Source organism: bacterium (genome assembly GCA_029210965.1).
GTDB lineage: Bacteria > BMS3Abin14 > BMS3Abin14 > BMS3Abin14 > BMS3Abin14 > JALHUC01.
Window position 1 is genome coordinate 23,345 of sequence record JARGFZ010000012.1, and the last position, 21,439, is coordinate 44,783.

At 55.4% G+C, this 21,439-nt stretch carries 23 protein-coding genes; 9 read left to right on the plus strand and 14 right to left on the minus strand.

The features are described from left to right. Positions 1-21 precede the first annotated feature (21 nt). Entirely contained in the window at positions 22-546 is a 525-nt protein-coding gene (locus P1S59_06735; protein ID MDF1525946.1) for a hypothetical protein, read from the minus strand. A gap of 105 nt (positions 547-651) precedes the next feature. On the opposite strand from P1S59_06735, the gene cls reads away from it, so the two are divergent. From cls to P1S59_06750, 3 genes are all read left to right on the plus strand, one after another. After that, a complete protein-coding gene (gene cls / locus P1S59_06740; protein ID MDF1525947.1) occupies positions 652-2,100 on the plus strand; it encodes a cardiolipin synthase in 1,449 nt (482 codons plus the stop codon). Positions 2,101-2,867: 767 nt separating this feature from the next. After that, positions 2,868-3,089, plus strand: coding sequence for a hypothetical protein (locus P1S59_06745; GenBank protein ID MDF1525948.1), 222 nt, complete (start codon positions 2,868-2,870; stop codon positions 3,087-3,089). Between the two features lie 50 nt (positions 3,090-3,139). Beyond that, positions 3,140-3,757 carry a 50S ribosomal protein L11 methyltransferase gene (locus tag P1S59_06750; protein MDF1525949.1) on the plus strand — a complete coding sequence of 206 codons (618 nt, stop codon included), beginning with the start codon at positions 3,140-3,142 and terminating at the stop codon, positions 3,755-3,757. On the opposite strand, the gene P1S59_06755 is transcribed toward P1S59_06750, so the two are convergent. Together P1S59_06755 and P1S59_06760 are read right to left on the minus strand one after the other, a co-directional pair. Next, a complete protein-coding gene (locus P1S59_06755) occupies positions 3,708-3,995 on the minus strand; it encodes a hypothetical protein (GenBank protein MDF1525950.1) in 288 nt (95 codons plus the stop codon). The genes P1S59_06750 and P1S59_06755 overlap by 50 nt on opposite strands. A 94-nt stretch (positions 3,996-4,089) precedes the next feature. After that, positions 4,090-4,374, minus strand: a complete 285-nt coding sequence (locus tag P1S59_06760) for a GYD domain-containing protein (GenBank protein ID MDF1525951.1) — start codon at positions 4,372-4,374, stop codon at positions 4,090-4,092. 725 nt (positions 4,375-5,099) lie between these two features. Here P1S59_06760 and P1S59_06765 point away from each other — a divergent pair. Beyond that, positions 5,100-5,453: a PaaI family thioesterase gene (locus P1S59_06765; protein ID MDF1525952.1), complete on the plus strand. Its 354-nt coding sequence runs from the start codon at positions 5,100-5,102 to the stop codon at positions 5,451-5,453. On the opposite strand, the gene P1S59_06770 is transcribed toward P1S59_06765, so the two are convergent. From P1S59_06770 to P1S59_06795, 6 genes are all read right to left on the minus strand, one after another. After that, positions 5,353-5,688, minus strand: coding sequence for a tRNA-binding protein (locus P1S59_06770; GenBank protein MDF1525953.1), 336 nt, complete (start codon positions 5,686-5,688; stop codon positions 5,353-5,355). The genes P1S59_06765 and P1S59_06770 overlap by 101 nt on opposite strands. Before the next feature lie 727 nt (positions 5,689-6,415). Beyond that, positions 6,416-7,894 (minus strand): L-lactate permease, encoded by a 1,479-nt coding sequence (locus tag P1S59_06775; GenBank protein ID MDF1525954.1) that lies wholly within the window; start codon positions 7,892-7,894, stop codon positions 6,416-6,418. A 124-nt stretch (positions 7,895-8,018) separates the two neighbouring features. Beyond that, a complete protein-coding gene (epmA, locus tag P1S59_06780) occupies positions 8,019-9,017 on the minus strand; it encodes an EF-P lysine aminoacylase EpmA (GenBank protein MDF1525955.1) in 999 nt (332 codons plus the stop codon). A gap of 59 nt (positions 9,018-9,076) precedes the next feature. After that, positions 9,077-9,517 (minus strand): universal stress protein, encoded by a 441-nt coding sequence (locus P1S59_06785; protein ID MDF1525956.1) that lies wholly within the window; start codon positions 9,515-9,517, stop codon positions 9,077-9,079. Positions 9,518-9,551: 34 nt separating this feature from the next. Next, positions 9,552-10,619: an SPFH domain-containing protein gene (locus P1S59_06790; GenBank protein MDF1525957.1), complete on the minus strand. Its 1,068-nt coding sequence runs from the start codon at positions 10,617-10,619 to the stop codon at positions 9,552-9,554. Positions 10,620-10,627: 8 nt separating this feature from the next. After that, the gene (locus tag P1S59_06795; GenBank protein ID MDF1525958.1) at positions 10,628-11,749 is read right to left on the minus strand and encodes an SPFH domain-containing protein; all 1,122 of its coding nucleotides are present in this window, start codon (positions 11,747-11,749) and stop codon (positions 10,628-10,630) included. Between the two features lie 296 nt (positions 11,750-12,045). On the opposite strand from P1S59_06795, the gene P1S59_06800 reads away from it, so the two are divergent. The 5 genes from P1S59_06800 to mutY all read left to right on the plus strand — a co-directional run bounded on the left by P1S59_06800 (position 12,046) and on the right by mutY (position 18,586). Beyond that, positions 12,046-12,684 (plus strand): FG-GAP-like repeat-containing protein, encoded by a 639-nt coding sequence (locus tag P1S59_06800; protein MDF1525959.1) that lies wholly within the window; start codon positions 12,046-12,048, stop codon positions 12,682-12,684. 225 nt (positions 12,685-12,909) lie between these two features. Next, a complete protein-coding gene (locus P1S59_06805; GenBank protein MDF1525960.1) occupies positions 12,910-15,123 on the plus strand; it encodes an AsmA family protein in 2,214 nt (737 codons plus the stop codon). A 41-nt stretch (positions 15,124-15,164) separates the two neighbouring features. Next, positions 15,165-16,256, plus strand: a complete 1,092-nt coding sequence (locus P1S59_06810) for an ATP-binding cassette domain-containing protein (GenBank protein ID MDF1525961.1) — start codon at positions 15,165-15,167, stop codon at positions 16,254-16,256. Between the two features lie 239 nt (positions 16,257-16,495). Further along, the gene (locus tag P1S59_06815) at positions 16,496-17,257 is read left to right on the plus strand and encodes an ABC transporter permease (GenBank protein ID MDF1525962.1); all 762 of its coding nucleotides are present in this window, start codon (positions 16,496-16,498) and stop codon (positions 17,255-17,257) included. A 120-nt stretch (positions 17,258-17,377) separates the two neighbouring features. Then, on the plus strand, positions 17,378-18,586 hold the full coding sequence (mutY, locus tag P1S59_06820) for an A/G-specific adenine glycosylase (protein MDF1525963.1): 1,209 nt from the start codon (positions 17,378-17,380) through the stop codon (positions 18,584-18,586). A gap of 354 nt (positions 18,587-18,940) precedes the next feature. Here the strand turns inward: mutY and P1S59_06825 are convergent, their stop codons facing one another. From P1S59_06825 to P1S59_06845, 5 genes are all read right to left on the minus strand, one after another. Next, positions 18,941-19,285 carry a DUF86 domain-containing protein gene (locus P1S59_06825; GenBank protein ID MDF1525964.1) on the minus strand — a complete coding sequence of 115 codons (345 nt, stop codon included), beginning with the start codon at positions 19,283-19,285 and terminating at the stop codon, positions 18,941-18,943. Further along, positions 19,275-19,529, minus strand: a complete 255-nt coding sequence (locus P1S59_06830; GenBank protein MDF1525965.1) for a nucleotidyltransferase family protein — start codon at positions 19,527-19,529, stop codon at positions 19,275-19,277. The genes P1S59_06825 and P1S59_06830 overlap by 11 nt, the downstream gene beginning before the upstream one ends. 260 nt (positions 19,530-19,789) lie before the next feature. After that, positions 19,790-20,110, minus strand: a complete 321-nt coding sequence (locus P1S59_06835) for a HigA family addiction module antitoxin (protein ID MDF1525966.1) — start codon at positions 20,108-20,110, stop codon at positions 19,790-19,792. 12 nt (positions 20,111-20,122) lie between these two features. Next, a complete protein-coding gene (locus P1S59_06840) occupies positions 20,123-20,404 on the minus strand; it encodes a type II toxin-antitoxin system RelE/ParE family toxin (GenBank protein ID MDF1525967.1) in 282 nt (93 codons plus the stop codon). 174 nt (positions 20,405-20,578) lie between these two features. Further along, complete coding sequence (locus tag P1S59_06845; protein ID MDF1525968.1) at positions 20,579-21,424, minus strand: alpha/beta hydrolase; 846 nt, start codon at positions 21,422-21,424, stop codon at positions 20,579-20,581. Positions 21,425-21,439: the final 15 nt, after the last annotated feature.

Sequence of the window (21,439 nt, forward strand, 5' to 3'; positions counted from 1 at the left end):
GTCCCAACTGTTGAACCCGATTTAAAACTTGTATCCGAAAAGCAGGCCCACGTTAAGAGAAGCGCCATCGGTACTGAAGGTGTCACTCTTCCAGTAAACGCCCTTAACTTCGATCCGGCCGACAAAATGTTCTGAAACAATCTCCTCGACACCCATCCCCAAATAACCTCCAGAAGCCGTATCAAACTCGAAATCATCCAGTTTAAGATCGTAAGATCCGACCCCAAGGAAAAAGTCTCCACGGATGTCGGCATCCTCCCTGCCCAGGAAAAACCTGGGGCCGAGCTCTATCCACTGGTAGGTGGTATCCGCGCCGCTGTTCCCCTCGGTGGCTGATCTTCTCCCGAACCTGATATCAAGTGGTATTCCAACATCCAGGCCAACCAGAAGAGCAAAGCCCGCTCCAGGAGGGATATCATAGTATTCTCCCAGATCTGCCCCGAAGCTCACCGACTGAAATCCAGCCAGGACGGATACCCCATCTGCCAGGACGGTAGCAGGGGCCAGGGCCAACACCAGGGCCAGGATAAGAAATAACTTTTTCATAACAAATCTTCTCCCCAAGATAGCGTTTTACATCCACCAGATTACTGCCCCATTGCAGTTAGGAGGATTCTAACAAACCTGACCGTGGGAGAAAACCTTTAATTGATGGTATATTACTTTATGGGATTCATTGTTTTAGCAGTACTTATTATTCTCTGGATCACAATTACCGGAGTGGCCACCTTTCACATTCTTCTGAACAAGAGGGATCCCAGAGGAGCGGCCCTCTGGCTGGCCATGACCTTCTTTCTCCCAATTTTGGGTCCCTTGCTCTACTGGACCCTTGGAATAAACCGGATTAAAAGAAGCAGTACTGTCAGGGCAAGGAGAAGGTCCCGCCCGGGTTGGGCCCATTGGCGTCCCGAGCACCGTGTTCATCCAAATGAAGGATTGTACCCGGAACTGGAATCCCTGATGAATACTTCCGGGCGGATAACCAGCCGCCCCCTTCTTCAGGGAAACACCATTGAACCTCTCTACGAGGGCAACCAAACTTTCCCGGCCATGCTGACAGCCATAGGATCCGCTGAACGATCCGTGAACCTGAGCACCTATATTCTGGACAGGGATGCCGTCGGCTCGAGAATGATCAGTGCGCTCTGCACGGCTGCCCAACGGGGCGTAGAGGTGAGAGTTCTTGTTGATGGGATTGGTACAACCCGATCGGCCATCGTCATGGCAAGACAGCTTCGGGGAGCAGGGGCGATGCTTTCTATCTTTCACCCGCTTTTTGGTCTTTGGGTCAGACGGCCGAGCATCAACATGCGGAATCACCGTAAACTGCTCATCATCGACGGCAGGATCGGATTCACTGGGGGGATCAATATCAGCAGCCGCCACTTTTTAACCCCGTGGAAAAAGATCGAGCCCATAAGAGACATTCACTTCAGGGTAACGGGGCCGGTGCTGGAGCAAATGCAGGCAGTTTTTGCCGAGGACTGGCATGCCTCGAAAGGGGAGCTACTGGATCCGGATGAGTTTTTGGCACAGCCTGAAGGTGGAGGAGAGGCTCTTGTCAGAGCTGTGTCCAGCGGGCCGGATGAAGACCTGGAAAGGATATACTATCTCATCCTCGGTGCCTTGAGATCAGCCAGGGATCATGTCCTCATCATGACCCCCTACTTTATCCCCGACCGGGCCCTCATCCAGGCACTTTCCAGCGCTGTTCTGGCCGGGGTCAGAGTTGAGATCCTGCTGCCCGAAAAAAGTGACCACCCCCTGGTTCAGGGAGCATCCATGGCCAATATCCCTGAACTCATCGAAAACGGGGTCAAGGTCCTGCTTATTCCCCCACCCTTTGTGCACAGTAAACTCATGATAGTTGACGAAGCATGGTCCCTTATCGGGTCTGCCAATATCGACCCCAGGAGCTTCAGGCTGAACTTTGAATTCGACCTGGAGATCTATTCCAGAGAGTTCGCACAGAAGATGCTGCAATACTCCCGGGAGATGTCTTCCGAAGGGGTCTTACTGTCCCGGAAGGCGCTGCTGGAAAGACCCCTCACCACAAGGCTTCTGGAGGGAGCAGTGAAGATATTTTCGCCATATTTATAAGGCGAATCTCAGATCTCAAATTTCAGATCTCAATGATGATCGCGATATCCATAAAAACGTTGAATGAATCCTGGAGCAGAAATATGGAGAAAAATTTGAAATGTTGATATTGCAAGTCACTCCTGAGATTTGAGATCTGAGATCCATCGTTGTTCAATAGCCTTCTCTCCGTGATATATTTGCAATGTCCATCGTGTCAGATCAGTTTAAAGGAGCAGGAGGCGCCCTATGACCGACTTCAGAAAAAAGTTACGCCGTCACACCTCTTTTTTAAAGCCCGCCTGGTGGCTCATTCACCTGACCGGGATCTCGGTGGTTTATTCCCTGGGCCACATTCTCTGGAAGTAGAAAACAGCATTCATAAGGCCCCTGTTTTCTGTCTGGAAAAGCACCCGGAAAAACCGTCAAACTTGAACCATTGAAGAGGGAGAGTTCATGCTGAAACACATAATGCGGTACAAACCTGGCTGGTGGATCCTGCACATCCTGGCGGTTGCCATCACCTTCTATCTCGGCCACAGGGCCACCTTCTAGGAACCCGGACCCATGACCCGAATCAATGCGAAGCGCCACCTCCTCCTCGCGTGCCTGTTCCTGCTCGCGGCAGGCTCTCTCTTTATCCACCTGAAGATCCATTCACCTTTTTACATCCACGGACCGGGGGAGCTTCACTTACCAACTCCGCGGCAGCCCTGCTTTCGTTCATCGATCTCTTTGGAGTCACCTTTCTGTTCTCAAGAAAAAAGACCGCGGCGTGGGGGTACCTTTTGAACGGACTTATCGTCATCTACGGCACTGTCATGATGGCCCACTGGGGCTGGACACAGTTCCACCCGCCAGGTTCCCTGTTGACTCTTCTCCTGTCGGCCCCCACATCCATCGGTATCGGCATGGCCTGGGGCGACTTCACCCTCGGGGCCATCCTTTACAGGTTCTGGTTCGTCAGGCCGAAGGAAGTGCCCGTTATGAGCCCGGAGGCATCGGCCTGAGTTCTCCGGTAACACCCCGGACCCACCCCGCCTTTCCCACCGGCCGCCCGGTGAAAATCGGCCGCCGTTTTCTGCTGAGCCCGGGTGAAACACCCTCCAATAAAGCTCCTGAAGAAACGGGCGGTCGCATTCCTATACGCCTATCCCCAGGGAAAGCTTTTGGCTCTGGCCTTCACGAAACAACTGTAAGCTGCCTTGAAGCGCTGGAGGGCCTGGGTTCCCTTAAAAACAGGTCTGTGCTGGACGTGGGGACAGGCACAGGTATCCTCTCCCTGGCGTGCCTCCTTCTCGGGGCTCGAAAGGTTTTGGCTTTCGATATCGACAGTGGCGCCGCCCGGAACTGTAACCGGAACGCAGTCCTCAACCAGGTGAGTGAACAGTTAAGTGTGTTTCAAGGAACACTGGAATCGGTGACTCACTCCGTCGATTTTGATCTGGTCCTGGCCAACATCCACGGGGACATCATCCTGAAAGAAGCGGGTCGTTTGGCAAAACACACGAGAGAAGAAGGGTACCTGATCCTGTCCGGGCTGGATTATACAGACAGCAGGCAAGCCAAAACGGCGATGAAAGAACAGGGCATGGAAGAGGTTTCGGTGCTATTTCTCGAGGATTTCGTTACCCAGGTGTGGCGTCGTCCTCCGGGGCGGCTTCGAACAGGGCCCTGATCCCGGGTTTAATATAGACATCCTCAAGGGGGAAACCGGCAAGCTCTTTGACGATGATGTCCACCGCCTCGATGGATGATATCCGGGAATCGAGAAAAAGAACCGGCCGGTGGTCGATCCAGGCCAGACCGCTTTGAACCGGCACCTCTTCGTCACCAAGACGCTCCCTTCGGACCTTGATGTCCAGGCGAAAGGCCAGCTCCAGGAGTTCGTGCACAATGACCTGGTCTTTATCCATCACTCTCCGAAAAAACATTCAAACCGTCTGACGCGGTGACGCGGAGGGAAAATCACTTTCACCGTGTCACCGTGTCATGGATGCCATCCACCTATTATTTCAAGCTGGCAATAAAATCCTCCACCGGTATGGCCGGCATGGTCACCATACTGACTGATCCCCTGGATCCGATCTCCACCGAAGCTCGCGCGATGGTTTCGTTGTCCGGTGCCTCCACGATGTTGACGAAGTCGTAGTCACCGAGAACGGCCCACTGGCCCTTGACGGTAACCCCCATGGCTTTGAGTTCCTCGCCAACTTCCAGGATTCGGTCAGGTTTCTTCTTTATGGTCTCGAGGCCGTCGGAAGTTAATGTGCTGAGCATGATATATATCGGCATGGTACCCTCCTTTTTCAATTGGGGATGTAATAGCCCCTGTTCAGACCGGATGCGGGCACACTGAACATCACCCCGCAAGGTAAAGGATAGCAGAGGAAAAGTGCAGTGTCTGGTTTCTAGTGTCTGGTGTCGGAAAATAGGATGTAGAGTATTAAAGAACGGTTCCGGCGAAAAGGGTAAAATCTTGATCTGGGGGGAAGAGCAGTTGCAATATAAGCAAGTAGAGTAAACTCACCACAGCACAGCCATTTGAAGGCTGCCCCACAGGGTTAAACCTGAGAACTGGTGGAAGAGAACGTTATCTGGAAAAGCGACGAAAGCTGTCTCTCGCAGGGAGCGCAGGGAAAGACAAATGTTGACTTTGCTTTAACCAAGCCCTGCTTAAGTTTTAACTGTGTTCCCTGCCTGCCGAGGCGAAACTTCAGCGAAGACCGGCGTTTCTAGTGAATCACGCTTTACCGTGATGAACGAGCGAGAGGCAGCCATTATTTTGAATTTTGAACCTTGATAGAGTCGCAAAAAGTCCAATCCGGGACTTTTCGCTCCACGGAAAGGGAAAAGCTTCGTTTTCCCTTTCCTTACAAATCAATGACTTCCGGAGTGAGTCATTGATTTGGGCGCCCCGCGCGGGGCGCCTTGATGACTTTTTGCGAAGTCATCAACCTTGAGTTTTGAACTTCTCATTTGGAGGGAACAGCATGCATAACCCCGACTGGGAAAAACCGATGGATCCAGATGCACCGCTGCCTTTTGATTTTAACGGATGGGTAGAGCTTGCTCCTTTTGAGCAGACACTGGGGATGAAGATCGAATCCTCGGGTGATGGAAAGGCAACCCTCACCATGCCCTTTACCGTTAAACTGGCTCAAGGGAAAGGGCTGCTCCACGGCGGGGCTATCACCGCCCTTGCCGACACAGCCGCGGCCATGGGCATCAAAACCCTCCTTCCCTATTCCCAACTCCCAATTCAGGATTTTCTTATAATACCCTCACTCCATTCTCTACTTCCTCATCCAAATTCAAAAGTACTACGTCCCCTTCATCCGGCACTGCCCCGAGGACCAGCACCTCTGATCTGAACCCGGCGATCTTCTTGGGCAGGAAGTTGGTCACAGCCAGGACCTGACGGCCGACGAGCCAGGTCGGATCATATCTCTTCGTGATCTGGGCGCTGGTCTGTTTGATACCCAAGGGACCAAAGTCGATGGTAAGTTTGAAGGCGGGGACCCTCGCTTCGGGGAACGGTTCGGCGGTGAGGACTGTGCCGACACGTATCTCGACTTTTTCAAAGTCGGGCCATGAGATCGTATCCATTGAGCCTCCAATTTACTGCAAAAGCGATGAAAGCTTTAACGCAGAGAACCGCAGGGCGGCCCATTCCGGCCGCATCGCAGAGTGACGCTGTTAAAATCTTCGACCTTGGTTTTTAAATCTCCAAACAGACAATTACGTCTAGCCCGCATTATTCATGATGGTGATGAGATGTCAGCTAACTGTGCGGCAAATATGGATAAATGGGAATGGCACGATAAACATCATGAATTATGCGGGGTTGCCTATAGCCATTGTACCTTGTACTGGATCCCAGCCTTTCTCTGTGCTCTGTGCCTCCGTGGTGAAAAACATCGCTTATATGATAACTGTTGTGCTTTACCCAGGATTAAGATTTTACCCTGCGTTACCCTGCCCTTCGACGCACTTTCGTTTGCTCAGGGTCCCGAGCTTTGTCGAGGGACGGTGCGGCCTTCAGTTAGTTTAACTGCCTGCCCTGAGCTTGTCGAAGGGCGTACTTTGCGTTAAGGCTTTAGTCGCCTTTTATATAAACCGGGATTGCTTCGGCCCTATCTTTAGCCTCGCAATGACCCCAGGCTCCACCTGAAGTTCCAGGTTCCAAGTTCCGCGTTCCAGGATTTTCCCCGATACACCGATACGTTACCATTGCGTCCTGCGTTCTTGATTGCGCAGACACCCACGCACGCTCTACGCACTCACGGAATTTCCTCCCGGCTCCCGGCTCCTGGGTACCGGGTACTGCCAAGTCCTACATAAACAGTAAAAACACCCCCAGCAATAAACACGCTGCGATCCCCAGCGGTATCGTCTTCCGGAGAATATCCCCCTCCTCCCCGGCCGCGCCGCACATGCTCGCGGCGAAAGCCACCTTGAAGGGGCTGGAGATCCCGCCAATACTCGCGCCTACCGCAAGGGCCGACACGAACAGGACCGGCGAATATCCAAGCTGGAGGGCGATTCCCATCTGGAGGGCGGCGAAGAGCATGATGGAAGCTACACCATACCCCGTAAGGAAGGTGCCCACCCACCCGAGGAACGGGACCAGCACAGGGTACACCGGACCGAACACCGTGAGGCTTTGGGCCACAATACGTGGGATGTTGCCCGCTTGCTCAATGGCTGGCCCGGACACAAGATCAGATCCGGTGAAGGAAAGCACCTGCCCCATGGCGGCAAACAGGGCCATGGAGAGGATCGCTCTGGATCCCAGGACGGTTCCTGTCCGCAACGAACCCAGGAGGCTCTGGCCCCGCTGGTGTAGAAAATGGGCCACACCAAAGGCCACAAAGAGATAGAGATAGGCGTCAGACAAGGGGCGGAAGTGGATGACCCGTCCCGGGATCACTGAAACAGCAAAGGCCAGATGCTCCCTGGCCAGGTCCCTGATCCCGGGCAGGGCGCTGACCGACACCATCCCCAGCCCCATGACCACCAGGGGCAAGGCATCCCTGGCCAACTCCTTTGTGAGTTTGAGGCGCCGGATACCGGGCAGCACAAGTACGAGGATGAGAACCACACCTCCGGTTAACTCTCCCACCTGATGCCCCAGCCAGACGACTCCTCCCCAGGCGGCAAGGCCGGGGATGAGCCCGATGACAGTCAAATAAAGCAGGCGGCTCGGCTGGAATCCACCCTTTCCCGCGAAGAACGGCATGGACCACGCCATGAGAACGGAAGCCGGAACCGACAGCACAGCCACCTCCCTGGCCAGAACACCTGCTTCAAAACCGGTCACGGCAGCCAGGACCGTGATGATGACCCCTCCCAGCCCCAGGGTCATGAGACCACTGTAGCCTATGATAGACAGGGCAGCGGAGGCCTGCGGCGCCAGGCCGGATGCACGCAGCATGGGAGCAGCCACAGGTTCGGCGATAACCCCTGCCCCTTCAAGAGAATTCCCCATTCCCATCGCCAGGAGACTCAAACGGTTCCACTCCCCCCTGACAGCTCCGGTGAACCAGTTGGCCAGGCGGGCCAGGGATCCGGAGCCTATGAGAACGGATGCGAGAAGAATGCCTCCGTAGACCACAAAAAGAAGGGGTAAAGTAACGAGAAGCCCGTCCAGGGCGGCAAGCCCAACTGTCTCAAACGGTGTGGCAAAGACAGTGACAGCGATGAATACGGTCCAGGCCATGCCCGCAACGGAAAGCTCCAGGGCGCTTCTGCGAAAGACAACGGCCAGGAGGAAGAGGAGGAGGATGGGGCTCCAGGCCAGGAAAGTGATCATCCTGTTGACTTTCCTGGCATGGTGACGCGGTGACGCGGGGAAGGGGGGACGCGGGGTGGTCGTTCACCGTGTCGAAGCCTGTCACGCCAGAGGCGTGATGTCTCCGTGTCTCCGTGTCCAATTCTCAAGTCGTCCGATCCTCGTAAGGAAAGACGACTTGAGAAATGTCCGGCGCGTCAAGCACCAGCATAGCCAGCCTGTCCATACCGACGGACACCCCGGCGCAAGGGGGCAGATCATCCATGGCCTCCAGGAACTGCTCATCGATGGTCAACCCCTCCACACCATCTTCCGATAGATCCCTCAGCACCTTTTCCATTCGCCCGGCAAGCTCTATGCCATCTGTCAACTCCGTGAAACCGTTGGCCAGTTCCACCCCCGCAATATAGACCTCGAACCGCTCCAGAAAATGAGGGTCATCTTCTCTGGGCTTGGCCATGGTGCCCAGGTAGGAAGGGTAATCCTTGAGGATGGTGGGCCGTTCGATGCCGAGGGAAGGCTCCACCGCCTCCACATATACATGAAAAAACAGATCCTCAGTGGTGGATTGGGCGTCTACCCTGTAACCCAGACTTTCAAGGGCTTCGGCAAGGTCATCATGGGTGAGGGAATCAACCCCGGCGTAACGCTTAAAAGCCTCAGCCATGGTGATCTCCTCCCACTGCCCTGCAAGATCATAGTACCGGCCACCGTAGACCAACTCTTCCTCATCTGTTACAGCTCGGCACACAGCACGGACCACCCGTATGGTGTCCCTGATGGCATCTTCATAACCGGCATCCACCCTGTACCACTCCAGCATGGAAAACTCGCGTCGATGAAACCGGGTAGGCTCCTCGTCCCTGAAGACAGGACCGATCTGGTAAATACTTCCAGATCCCTTTGCCAGAAGCTTTTTCATGGATAGTTCGGGGGAGGTGTGGAGCCAGTGTCTATTGGATCCGTGGGATCCGCCTGAAAGATCGGGGATATTTACCGAAACAGGGCGGATGTTGGGATCAAGGTTAGGGTGAGAAACCACGGAGGGGGTCGTTACCTCTACAAACCCCTCCTCGTTAAAATAGGCCCGGACAGCCTCTTCCATGACTGCCCGGGCCTCGAGAATATTATTCAATGCCGCCAATAATAAATTCCTTGGACTTAAAATAGCAGTAAAGAGAACAACCGTTGTATCGAAGCCCCTTACTTAATGACCAGAACCGGCATCGGGGCAAGCCTCGTGACCTTTTCGGCTACACTGCCGAAAATAGCCCTTTCCAGGCCCGTCCGACCGTGGCTGCCGATGACGATCATGTCCACATCAAGTTCTTTGGCGATCTGGAGGATCTCCTCGTGGGGCTTGCCCTTCCGAATGTGGATCTCGCCAGACAACGCTTCCCCTCCCGCCTCATGGTAGATGGACTTCAGTTTATCTTCCGCACGCTTTTCCCACTTGGCCACGGACTCATCCAGGGGTTCGATGGTTATATGAACCGCTCCGGACAGGAATTCGGTGTCCAGGACGTGGACGAGATGGAGTTCGCCTTCCCAGCAGTCGGCCATTTCCCTCGCGTAGAGGAAGGCCTTGTTGGAGGTACTGGAAAAATCCACGGGAACGAGGACCTTGCGCATGTTTTCTTTCAATTCACGCTCCTTTACGGCTGTCTCCTAAAGCCTCTTATTTAGCGGGCGCTGCTGGCGGTGCGGGTTTTACCTCGGCCTTCTGAGCCATGCCCTGCAGCCCGTAGACCCTGAGCAGGTCGTTGATGTCGGTGGTCTTGAGGTTAATTCCACCTTCTGAAACAGGGAGAAGGTAGATCTTCTTGCCCTTGAGGGCCTCGGCGATCCTGAGTTTGACCAGGATCTCGCCTCCGGATCCACCCAAAGCTTCGTTCATGGCCTTGATCCCCTTGGCGTCGGCGACACCCTCCGCCATGATGGCCTGGGCGATGCTTTCCTGCTGCTGAAAATAGGCGTCGGCCTCGAGCTTGGACCTTTGGAACTCGCCGTCAGCAGCCGCGACCCTGGTATTTACCTGCCCCTGGGCGTCGGCCACCTTCCGACGGTACTCCTCCTCGGCAGCCTTGGCCTGGGATTTGTTTTTTTCGGCCTGCTGGTCTGCGACCTTACGGTCCTCGATGGCCTGCTGGTAAGCTGGGGGGAACCGGTAGTCTTTGGTGGAAACCTTGGCGATGACGACCCCCATAGACCCCAGGATCGAGTTGAGAGCGTCCTTGACCTTCTCAGCCTTTTCCTGGCGCTGGCCGGAGATGTAGAAACCCTCTGTTTGCAGCTCCCCGAAGATATCCCTGGGTACGCTGCGAACCACGGCGCGCACGATCTTCTGGCGCAAAATAAAATCATCCTCAGCCACGTTCTGCAAAATGTAAGGGGCTTTAGCCGGATCGATACGGTACTGAATGATGACGTCAAGGCTGATGTCGTTGCCGTCGATAGTTTTAAACAACAGGTCGTCCCGTGCGCGGAGGTCTCCCCGCTTGGGGTCGAAGGTCATTTCCATGGTCTGGAGCTTGGTGTCAAAGGTGTTCCAGTCGTTTATGATGGGCAGGAAAAAATAGGTCTTGCCCGGGGCGTAGTACGTCTGTTCGACACCGCGTTTTTTAAAGATCCCGAACTTGACGGTACGAACGCCCACCTCGGTGGGCCCGGCCTGATGGGGCCAGCAGCCTGAAATGAGGAAGGAACTGAGAGCAGCCAGGATGGCCATGTGTTTTATAGATCTCATTTGCGACCTCATTTCCTCACCTCGAACATCTGAAGTGTACGCTCAAGGTCAAGGGGGTTGACTCCCCCAGGACCGTCGGAGGACAGGATGATCGCTTCGAGCCCTTCGTAAACCTCGGCCATCTTAAGGCCAACCAGGCGTTCGGAACCGGCTCCCCTCAAGGCAGCGTTTTTAAGCTCCGTCTTTTTGGCATCGGCAAGCTTTACGAGGAGATCCCCGTTGGCGTGCTTCGTCCTGACGTAAAGATCTCGCTCGGCAAGGCGCGTGACCTGGTAAGCCTCACCTTCCTGGAGCTTCACCTGGATGAGGGCCTCACCCTCGCTGACCACCTTCTGGAGTTTGGCGCCCTCCTCGGCAGCCCGGCGTTCAGCCTGGTTCTTGAACACCAGCTGATCCTGGAGCTTCTTGGCCTCGATGTTCTTCTGGATCTCCTCGCTGTAAGTGAAGTAGCGCACGAGCACTTCTTCCACCCGGATCCCGTAGGGCTTGAGCTCTTTGCTCAACATATCCTTGGCCTTCATGGTCTTTTCAACCCTGAGGGGGCTGTTGTAGAACTCCTCAGTGGAAAGCTCGCCGAGGGCCTCCTTCAGCACCGGCTCTGCTTTTGGGATAATTCCGCCATCCTCGAAGGCCCGGCCGGGGCCGACGGTGGTGATAAGCAGGTAAGGATCCACGATCTTGTACAGGATCGCCACATCTACACTCACGAAGAAACCGTCGGAGGTCTGGATGTAAGCTGCCTTCTCGTAGCGGTTGAGGCGGGTGTACTGGGTGGGAAAGTTGTTGAGTTCGAAGACCTGTAAATTCCTGGGGAAGGTGTGCATGACCTCCATCCCCGGAAGAACCAGGTGGAGACCCGTCGCGTAGACCTTCTCCTGGATGCCCCGGTTAATGCCGATCTTGACCTGCTTGATCCCGTACTCGGCGGGCCCGACGTACGCCAGGAGGAGGTTATAAGCCATCGCCACGATGACGAGGATAGCCACGATCAGTGCTGCGGTTTTTTGTCCTCCGATGGGCAGTTTGAAGTCGGGAAGTTTGGGTAACCCTGGTATTTTAGGGCGTTTCCTCCCGAAGATAGGAGTGTCCTGGAACGGTCCCTGGGAACCGCCATTGCCCTTGTCGTTCATGCATTCTCCCTTCTAGCATGTGCAATCATCAATTTAGCCCCGGCAGGTCGAAGCGAACTGCCAATCATACGATATATTGAAGAGTATAACCCAAATGAGGGTTAAATTTAACCACAAGTCTGAGGAAAAACAGGGTTAAAACGACAGAAGGAGGAATAGGGAAGGAGGGAGGGGGAATAGAATGCTTTTTTCACCTTCATTATTCATTTTTCCTCCTTCTGCCTGGCCTTCGGTCAGGCCCGTCTTTCCTGTCTTTCCTTGAAAGGGTTCATCGGGAAGTTTATACTTGAAGCATTATGACAAGCAGCGGAAAAACAGACATCGTCTTCATACCACCGGTAAAAGCAACGGTCATAATCCTGCTCCTTACGGCCCTGTCATGTATTTTACCGGCAGCATCCTCCGCCAACCCCGACGTTTATAACGTCCTTCCTGATGATACCCGCGTCCTTCAGTTCAGCCTTGCGGACTTTGACGGGGATTCCCGGGAGGAGCTTGCCGTTCTTTACACAACAGCAGATGAAACACGCCTTACTGTTTTCAGGGGGGATTCGGGGCGCTGGTCAAGGTGGTGGGACGACAACGGGGGTATAAGCCTTCAGGACGGCAGCGCGCCAAGATCACTGGAAACCGTCGACACCAATGGAGACGGGCGTGCCGAAATGCTCGCCTGCTATCTGACAGAAAATAACACGGCTATGGCAGCCCGTATTCTGACTCTGGACGACCGGGACCCCACCAAGCCGGTTTTTAATGTTATCCTTGAGGATGTGATCTCCCCTCCCGGTTACCCGCTTTTGGGAATGGAGGAACAGGCGTTCAGCGTCACCTTTATGCGAATGGCTACCATGGAAAGCAGCGGTTACAGGCGGGTATACTGCTGGAACAAAAAGCGTTTTGAAAAATGCGTAGAGGTGGAGTGGGAAAGACCGTGACACGGGGACGGGGAGAAACGGGGACACGGAGAAAAGCTGTTCATCGTCCGATGGTGTCATTGCGAGGAGCGCCGAGGACAAGCGAGAGCGACGTGGCAATCCCGTATTTTGATCGCTTCCGCCTTCGGCTATGGAGGGACAAGTCGCACAGGAATTGGCTCGCAGTGACAACAAAATGGCACCCTTTTTTCTTGGATCCTGGATTAGATCCTACAGAGGTAACCCATGAAAAAACTCATTAAATACTCCCTTATCGGCGGCGGCGTTCTTCTTTTTCTGATCATCGCGACGGTCATCGCTGCCCCCTACCTTCTCAATGTGAACGCATTGAAAACCTGGGGGGAGGGGCAGGCGACCGCCTATCTGGGAAGAGATGTGACCATCGAGGACGCAAGTTTCAGCTGGTCCGGTCCCAAGGTTAAACTCTCAGGACTTTCCATAGCCGAAGCCCAGGGTATGGGAGGCGACCCCTTTGCCAGTTTCCAATCCTTCGACCTGAAACTGCGTCTGGTGGACCTTTTCCGCCTGCGCCTTTCTGTGGAACATATCATTCTCTCCGGTCCAAGGATCACTGTTCTCCGGAAAAAGAACGGGCGCTTTAATTTCGACGACATTCTCGACCGTATCAACCAGCCAACAGCTGTGGCAGAACTGCCCTACGCCGCCCTGGACCCCGGGGCCGGCGGTATAAAGGCACCACCCATTGATCTCCTGGTAAAGGAGATCCGCATGGAGTCTGGCGAGGTCTTCTTCTCAGACGCCTCAATTCCCAGACTGTCAAAAGGGATCACCATCGAGGGGATCGAGCTCACCTTGAGGGACCTTTCTCTCGACAAACCGGTCACTATCAATGCGGCCCTGAGGATCGGAGGCCCATCCCCAGATCAATCCCCAGATCAATCCCCAAATCAATCCAAAGACCTTCAGTTCGACGGTACGGTGGGTCCCGTGGGCAAGGTCATCCTCCCCGGAAAAATACCATTCGACCTTAAACTGGAGGTCCTTCCCTTTGAACTTGCACGGATCTCCAGGATAATCGGGCCCCTTCCAATTGGACTTTCAGGGGTGGTAAGCGCCTCCGAAACGGTCAAGGGAAGCATAAGCGAGGAAATCAGCTTTGAAATGGACGGGGCTCTTGAAAAACTGAACATAAATGGCGCGGACAACAAGCCTCTGGTCACGGGCTTCACCGGTTCCATCACACAAAGAGGCCTTGTGGACCTGAATAACATGAACATGACACTGGAAGCGTTCACCCTTGAGGCGTACCAGGCCGTATTCGAGGCTGCCGGTTCAATCCGGAACCTGGGAGCAACGCCCCTCATGGACCTGACCGTAAAATCAAACCCTATTCCCCTCTCCGGTTGGGAAAAGGTGCTCCCGGATCTTGGCCCCATGGTAAAACTGGATGGGGATCTCACTTTTGAAGGCAGCGTTACGGGCACTGTGGGAAAAGACCTTTTTGCGGAGCTCGGGTTCCGGTCAAAACGGTTCGAGATGGACAGAGGTCCGGCCCTTATGGAGCGCAGCTCCAGCGACATCATCGTCCCTCCTGTGGGAGCGGCGGCACAGTTAGAGCCCATTAAAGCACCACCCATCACCGTTAACGGCAAGATCACTGTCGAGGAAGGCCGGTTCGAGCGGATAACCTTCACAGACCTTTCCGCCGTACTGTCCCAGAGGGAGACCCTGTTCACATTTGAGGAGCTCAAACTGGGTGCCTTTTCCGGACGTCTTGCCGGCTCAGCCTGGACCGAACTGGGCACCTTGCCCCTTGCCTATGGCACAAAAATGATGATGACAGGCGTTGAGGTGAACGAAGCCCTGACCGCTGTGGCTAACATGGACGGGATCGTATACGGCAAGGCTTCCATGGATGTGTCCATCGAAGGCAAGGGCACGGAGTTTGCGGACCTCGAGAAGTATCTCACCGGCAAGGGAGCCGTAAAGGCCGCCAATGGGCGCCTCACTACCGCGAACCTGGGAGGAGACGCCGCCAGGGCAGCAGCCCTCCTGGGTCTTGAAGGGCGTGACGGCGAGACACAGTTTGAGGACATGGACGTAAGTTTTACCATAGCAGAAGGCAAGGTGATGGTGAGCAACATGCGCATTTCCACCGGTGAATACTCCCTGAAGGCCAGGGGGGATATCGGGCTGGACAAATCTCTCGACATGACCTCACGTATGACCCTCTCCCGGGAGAAGAGCGACCAGATACCTGCAAACCGTCGCAGGCTTTTCCCCAGAGAACCGGACGGCAGGGTCCAGATCCCCCTTAAGATAGGCGGCACCGTCACCTCTCCCAGGATCGGCCTGGACTCTTCGGCCATGGATGAAGCGGCAAAAACCGAGGTAAAAAAAGAGATCAAGGAAAAAACGGAAGATCTGAAGAAGAAGATCGGGACGGATCTGGGGGAGAAGCTGAAGAAGTTGTTTTAATCCGTGAATCGTGAACAGGCGATAGCAACACAATAAGCCGAATGCAAGAAAAAACAGGGGCAGCCATTGCAGGCCGCCCCTGTTTTTTCAACAACCCCTTGGGCCTTGAAGAACTTTCTGGTATCTTGCTCTACCTGATGAAACAGCATGCCGTGATCACAGAGGGTCTGACCTGCCGTTTCGGCGACCTCATCGCCGTTAACGATCTGAACCTGACGATCCGGGCCGGAGAGATCTTCGGGCTTCTGGGCCCCAACGGGGCGGGCAAGACCACCACCCTCTCCATGCTGGCCACCCTCCTGCCCCCCACGTCAGGGTCGGCGACGGTGGCTGGCCACGACGTGACGAGAGGAAAGGACCGTGTGCGCCGCGCCATCGGCCTCGTCTTTCAGGACCCGTCCACCGACGAGGAGCTCACCGCGTGGGAGAACATGGATTTTCACGGCCGGCTGTATGGCGTCGGGCGTTCTGAAAGGCGCGCCAGGATCCCCGAGATGCTGAAAATGGTGGACCTGGCCGACCGCAGCCGACACAGGGTCAAGACCTTTTCCGGCGGGATGAAGCGCAGGCTAGAGATCGCCCGGGGGTTTCTCCACCACCCTTCGGTCCTCTACCTGGACGAACCGACCACTGGGCTCGACCCCCAGACGCGCCGACGCATCTGGGAACACATCGAGAGGATCAACAAAGCCGAGGAACTCACCATCCTGCTGACGACCCACTCCATGGAGGAGGCGGACGCCCTGTGCGGCCGCGTGGGCATCATGGACCACGGCAGGCTCATCGCCCTGGGCACCCCGTCCAAGCTCAAGGACGACCTGGGCGGCGATGTCATCAGCATCAAGGTCGACGGCGATGCCGGCCCTGTGGTCCCGATCCTGGAAGATCAGGAGTGGGTCAAGGCGGTGCGCAGCCGCGACGGCCTGGCCGATATCACAGTCAACAACGGCGAAGCTCACATCCCGGAAATTCTGAGACTCATGGAGCACGCCGGCCTGCGGGCCCTTTCCCTCACTCTCAAGAAGCCGACCCTGGAGGACGTGTTCATTCACCACACGGGACGGAGCATCCGGGACGAGACGGCCGACAACGTGGACCGCATGCGCCAGAGAAGACGGGCCTTCAACAGGTGAAGGCCAGTTCCTTCGGAACGTAACGAGGTATCGGAGTGTCGGGGTAACGGGGAGGTAAATCTTTTGACACGGGGATGGGGGGACACGGAGACGCGGGGCCAAAAGGATGTCATTGCGAGTTACTGCCAAGCGAAACAATCTCGGAGATGGGATCGCTTCACACGATCTACGGTTCGCGATGACATAAGCAACCAGCATTACCGTTTGAGATTTGAGATCTGAGATTTGAGATCGATCTTATGAAAGTTCTTTTTTTTGCATCAGCCACGATCTGGCAGCGTGAGGTCATCCGGTACCTGAGGTCTCCCTCCAGGATCATCGGCAGCCTGGGCATGCCCTTTTTCTTTCTGGCTTTCCTGGGCATCGGCATGCAGTCGGCCTTCTCCCTCCAGCCGGGGGGAGAGAAGTACATCGACTTCATCGCCCCGGGCATCCTGGGCATGGTGCTGCTCTTCTCCTCCACGGTGGCCGGGATCTCGGTGATCTGGGACCGCCAGTTCGGGTTCCTCAAGGAGATGCTCGTCGCCCCCATACCAAGGCTGGCAATCGTCCTGGGCCGTACCGTGGGCGGCACAACAACGGCCACCATGCAGGCGCTGCTCATGCTCGGAGCCAGCATCTTCCTGGGGGTCAAGCCGCCATCGGCCTCCGGTCTTCTCCTGGCCCTTTTGTTCATGGCCCTCATCGGCATCGCCTTTACCAGCCTGGGGGTGGCCCTGGCCTCGAGGATGGAGGACCCCCACGGGTTCCAGCTCATCTTCAATTTTCTCATCATGCCCACCTTCTTCCTGTCCGGCGCCCTCTTCCCGGTGGACCAGCTGCCTCCCTTTCTTAAATGGGCCGCCCTGCTCAACCCTCTCACCTACGGGGTGGACGGGCTGCGCCAGGCCCTGGTGGGGACCTCCCACTTCGGGGTCACCCTGGACCTGCTCGTCCTGGGAGGCGTTTCAGCGGCCCTGCTCACCATCGGGGCGGTACTGTTTCGGGGGGCGAGGATGTGACGGGGCCTAATCTCAGATCTCAGATTTCAGATCTCAAAGAAAGGCTTTAAACAAATTCTCCAAAACACTATTCATTCAATGCCAACCAAACACCGCCCTTCTCCATTTGAGATTTGAGATATGAGATCAACCCTCGCTCCGGATTTGGTATTTTCTCTTCTCTCCTGGTACGACGCCGGGAAAAGAGAGTTTCCCTGGCGTGACCATCCTGACCCATATGCCGTCCTGGTTTCCGAGTTCATGCTCCAGCAGACCACCGTCCAGGCGGTCATCCCCTATTTCGACAGATGGATGAGCACATACCCCACGGTTAAGGACCTGGCCGCAGCGGAGCTGGACGAGGTCCTGCTGCAGTGGGAAGGCCTCGGATACTACTCACGGGCCCGGAACCTGCATGCGGCGGCCGGGGAGATCATTGCCAGCTACGGGGGCAAGGTTCCCGGTACTCCCGTAGATCTTAAAAAGCTTCCCGGCATCGGCGAATATACAGCCGCTGCTGTAGCCTCCATCGCCTTCGGTGTCAGAGCGCCGGCGTTAGACGCCAACAACCTGAGGGTGTGGTCCCGCCTCCTGACCTCCTCCGACAAAAAACGGATCGACAAGGTCTTCGCCCGGGTTATCCCGGCCGACAGGCCCGGCGACTTCAACCAGGCCTTGATGGACCTTGGCAGCTCTGTCTGTACACCAAAAAACCCGGACTGCCCGGTGTGCCCTCTCGCCGACTGGTGCCGGGCTTACCGCACGGGGACGGTGTCAGAGTATCCGCAGAAGAAAGCCCGACCGGACACCACGCACATCGAGGCCGCCATCGGGATCATCGTACGGGACGGCATGGTCCTGGTGCAGCGGCGGGCGGATACTGGACTCATGGCGGGATTGTGGGAGTTTCCGGGTGGGAAAATCAGGAAGGCGATAAGAGGGGGAGAGGGGGCGCATGGGAGCGTGGGCGAAAAGGCAAGACGCGGGGAAACGGGGAAACGGGGACACGGAGAGATAACCGGTGTCGGCGTATCGGAGTGTCGGCGTATCGGGGAAAAGAGCTCTAAGCTGAAAGCTGAAACACCCGAGGAAGCCGTCCTGCATGAAGTGCTCGAGGAGACCGGGTTAACGGTCCAGGTGTGCGAGAAGCTGGGGGTGTTCAATCACGCCTACACCCGATTCCGGGTGAAGCTCCACGTCTTTATCTGCAAGCGCAAAGCGGGGACGGTTCACAACCCCACGGCGAAGTGGGTGACCCTGGGTGAGTTGGAGGGGCTGGCGATGCCCAGTGTTAATCGAAGAATCGTTAAACGACTAGAAGAGCGATTGAAGGCTGATTTCGTCGATTAACACAGGACGCAGGACGCAGCACACAGGGCGCAGTACACCAATAGAATGCACAATATAGAACTTAGAAAAAAGCAACTGCTTCCACGCTGTCATTGCGAGCCCCGTGCCTATTCCTGGGCGCGGCAATCTCAATGATTGGGATCGCTTCCGTCGTCGCCTTGGGGCGTCGCCGCCGATGGCTATGCCCTCACAAGTCGGCTTTGCCGCGACAGGTCGCATGGTATCGGCTCGCGATGACAGACATTATTTTTCGGGGATGAAGGGGATAAAGGGGACGGGGAGTGCCCCAGTAAGGGCCTGAGAGGGTCGTTGAGAGGCATTGCTCATATCTTAACGTATGTTGAATTGGAATGGTTAACGGTTGTCTCGTACAATCATCTCCAGGAGAGGAATAAGGGAGGGTATGTCTTCCGTGGCGGTTTTCCAGAGAATGGGGATCGAAACGCCGAAATATTCGTGAACGACTATGTTCCTGATCCCGCGCATTTCCTTCCATGGGGTCTCTGGATATTTTTGAATGGCCTCTTCCGGAATGTGACGCGCAGCTTCTCCAATAACAGTCAGATTCCTGATAACAGCGTCAATAGTACGTGTATCAGCAGCGAATTCTTTCTGAGTGGAACCTCCAACATAATCCACGATCCTTCTGCTTGCCTCGAGGATGTCCTCGATGCGAACAACCCACTCTCTAGGCGGCACGGATCGCCTCTTTCAGGATCTTATCTCTGAACCGGTCCTTAAGAGCATCATGTGTAACGAGGTCCACTTTACTGCCCAGGATTTCCTCTAAGAAATTATTCAGACGGATAAAGGTAAATATCCCTACAGGTTCAGCGAACTCAACGAGGATATCGATGTCGCTGCTGGCCGACTCCTCCCCCCGTGCGACAGAACCAAAAAGGGACAAGGATAGGACATGGAACCTCTTCAGGTGTTCTTCCATGTCCTTGATAATTTTAAGAACCTCATCTGAGGTAGAATTCAGATTTTAAGATTTCGTTCATAAAACCTGAGAATGTGCCTGTCGCGGCGTAGTCACGCCTTTGGCGTGACGAAGACGGGAGCTCCGACCCCAAGGATTGCCCTGCTCCCGCCGTCCGGCTCGGTCCAGTCGAAGTGCTGGTACTAAATCGAGGGTCGTATCTTACCTTTTAAGGTTACCTTAAACCCCAAGATACGACCTCAGAATCCGCATTTCACTGTTCACCGTCCTTCCCCCTTATACGGCGATGGCACCTCCCTGGCAAGCCGCTCTCCCAGGTCATCCTTGCGAAGTTCAAGGTCGTAGCGGGTCTGGAGGTTCATCCAGAAGCGCTCGGATGTGTCGAAATAACGGGAAAGCCGGAGGCCCGTGTCTGCTGTGATAGCCCTCTTCCCGTGAACGATCTCGTTGATGCGCCTGGGGGGGACACTGATGTCTACAGCCAGGCGGTACTGGCTGATGCCCAGGGGCTTTAGAAATTCCTCCATAAGTATCTCACCTGGATGTATGGGCGACATTTTTTCGGATATTTTTCCGGCCATGACGAAATTCTCCTAGTGATAATCGGTCAGGTGAACCTCAAAGGCGTTCCCTTCCCGCCAGACAAAACAGATTCTGTGCTGATCATTGACACGGATACTGTATTGACCCCGCCTGTCGCCGCTCAGCTTCTCCAGCCTGTTGCCGGGCGGGACCCTGAGGTCGTCCAGGGTCTCGGCGGCATCGAGCAGGAGCAGCTTCCTGTAAACCGTTCGCTGTAATTCCAGTGATAGTTTTTTCACACGAGGCCGGTCGAATATGTCCCGCGTCGCCCTGTCCCGGAAGCTCTGGATCATGGGAACATAATAACGTTATGCGTTATTAACGGCAAGCGTTAATGAGGCAGCACACAGCACGCAGTAAAGACAGAGAATGTAGAGGGTGGAGTACACCGGACAACCATCAGCAGGGTCGCCAGCAAAACCAACAAATAAGGTCAGGCACGCTACAATTCACCGGCCTGACCCCAATTACCCTGCGTTAAAGCTTTTGACTTTATTCTGCGTGCTGCGTGCTGCGTGCTGGAGGAGGCGCTTCCACGCGTTCCAATAATCGGCGCCTCCGACAATATAGCAGTCGCTGTGGTCCCCCCCGGCGACGGAAAGGAAGGTTTTGGGCTCCGGCGCGGCGTCGAACACCTCTTTGCCCATCCTAAAGGGGATAACCGTATCGCTGACCCCGTGGATGACGAGAATGGGCATCTTCACCTCCCCGATCCGGCCGATGTTGTCGAGCTTCACCGACATGACCAGGCCCACAGGAAGGCCGAAATAGATCATTCTGGCCACGTCGGCCGCGCTGGTAAAGGGGCTCTCCAGCACCATCCCGCCCGCGCTCACCCCCTTTGAAAGTGCAAGATCCACTGAAACCGCAGATCCCAGAGAGTGCCCGTATAATATAATATTCCCTGGATCGAAACCCATGGTCCCGGTGAGCCACTTAAAGGCCGCCTCGGCGTCCTGGTACAGGCCTTTTTCCGAAGGACGCCCTTCGCTCTTACCGTAGCCCCTGTAATCGAACATGAGGCTGGAAACCCCGAGAGACCTCTTCATCTCCACAGCCTGGTCCAGTCGGTCGGCGATATTTCCCGCATTCCCGTGCATCCACAGGACCACCTGATCTCCAGACGCGGGAATGTACCACCCGTGCAGTTCGTTGCCGGCGGAATTAAAGTGGACATCTTCAAAGGCCAGCCCTTCGGCAGTAGGGGAGATGTAAAGGTCGCGGGCAGGGAAGAACAAACCGCTCCTCTCCTGCCACCGGACCCACAGGAAAAGAAAAATAAATACAAACAGAATTCCAAAGACAATATTCATAAGGGTTTTCACCGA

Bases quoted from the DNA above. Each gene is read 5' to 3' on its own strand.
- P1S59_06735 (MDF1525946.1), bottom strand. From the start codon at position 546: ATGAAAAAGTTATTTCTTATCCTGGCCCTGGTGTTGGCCCTGGCCCCT.
- cls (MDF1525947.1), top strand. From the start codon at position 652: ATGGTATATTACTTTATGGGATTCATTGTTTTAGCAGTACTTATTATT.
- P1S59_06755 (MDF1525950.1), bottom strand. From the start codon at position 3,995: ATGGATAAAGACCAGGTCATTGTGCACGAACTCCTGGAGCTGGCCTTT.
- P1S59_06760 (MDF1525951.1), bottom strand. From the start codon at position 4,374: ATGCCGATATATATCATGCTCAGCACATTAACTTCCGACGGCCTCGAG.
- P1S59_06765 (MDF1525952.1), top strand. From the start codon at position 5,100: ATGGATCCAGATGCACCGCTGCCTTTTGATTTTAACGGATGGGTAGAG.
- P1S59_06770 (MDF1525953.1), bottom strand. From the start codon at position 5,688: ATGGATACGATCTCATGGCCCGACTTTGAAAAAGTCGAGATACGTGTC.
- P1S59_06775 (MDF1525954.1), bottom strand. From the start codon at position 7,894: ATGATCACTTTCCTGGCCTGGAGCCCCATCCTCCTCCTCTTCCTCCTG.
- P1S59_06790 (MDF1525957.1), bottom strand. From the start codon at position 10,619: ATGAGATCTATAAAACACATGGCCATCCTGGCTGCTCTCAGTTCCTTC.
- P1S59_06795 (MDF1525958.1), bottom strand. From the start codon at position 11,749: ATGAACGACAAGGGCAATGGCGGTTCCCAGGGACCGTTCCAGGACACT.
- P1S59_06800 (MDF1525959.1), top strand. From the start codon at position 12,046: ATGACAAGCAGCGGAAAAACAGACATCGTCTTCATACCACCGGTAAAA.
- P1S59_06805 (MDF1525960.1), top strand. From the start codon at position 12,910: ATGAAAAAACTCATTAAATACTCCCTTATCGGCGGCGGCGTTCTTCTT.
- P1S59_06810 (MDF1525961.1), top strand. From the start codon at position 15,165: ATGCAAGAAAAAACAGGGGCAGCCATTGCAGGCCGCCCCTGTTTTTTC.
- P1S59_06815 (MDF1525962.1), top strand. From the start codon at position 16,496: ATGAAAGTTCTTTTTTTTGCATCAGCCACGATCTGGCAGCGTGAGGTC.
- mutY (MDF1525963.1), top strand. From the start codon at position 17,378: ATGAGATCAACCCTCGCTCCGGATTTGGTATTTTCTCTTCTCTCCTGG.
- P1S59_06830 (MDF1525965.1), bottom strand. From the start codon at position 19,529: ATGGAAGAACACCTGAAGAGGTTCCATGTCCTATCCTTGTCCCTTTTT.
- P1S59_06835 (MDF1525966.1), bottom strand. From the start codon at position 20,110: ATGGCCGGAAAAATATCCGAAAAAATGTCGCCCATACATCCAGGTGAG.
- P1S59_06840 (MDF1525967.1), bottom strand. From the start codon at position 20,404: ATGATCCAGAGCTTCCGGGACAGGGCGACGCGGGACATATTCGACCGG.
- P1S59_06845 (MDF1525968.1), bottom strand. From the start codon at position 21,424: ATGAATATTGTCTTTGGAATTCTGTTTGTATTTATTTTTCTTTTCCTG.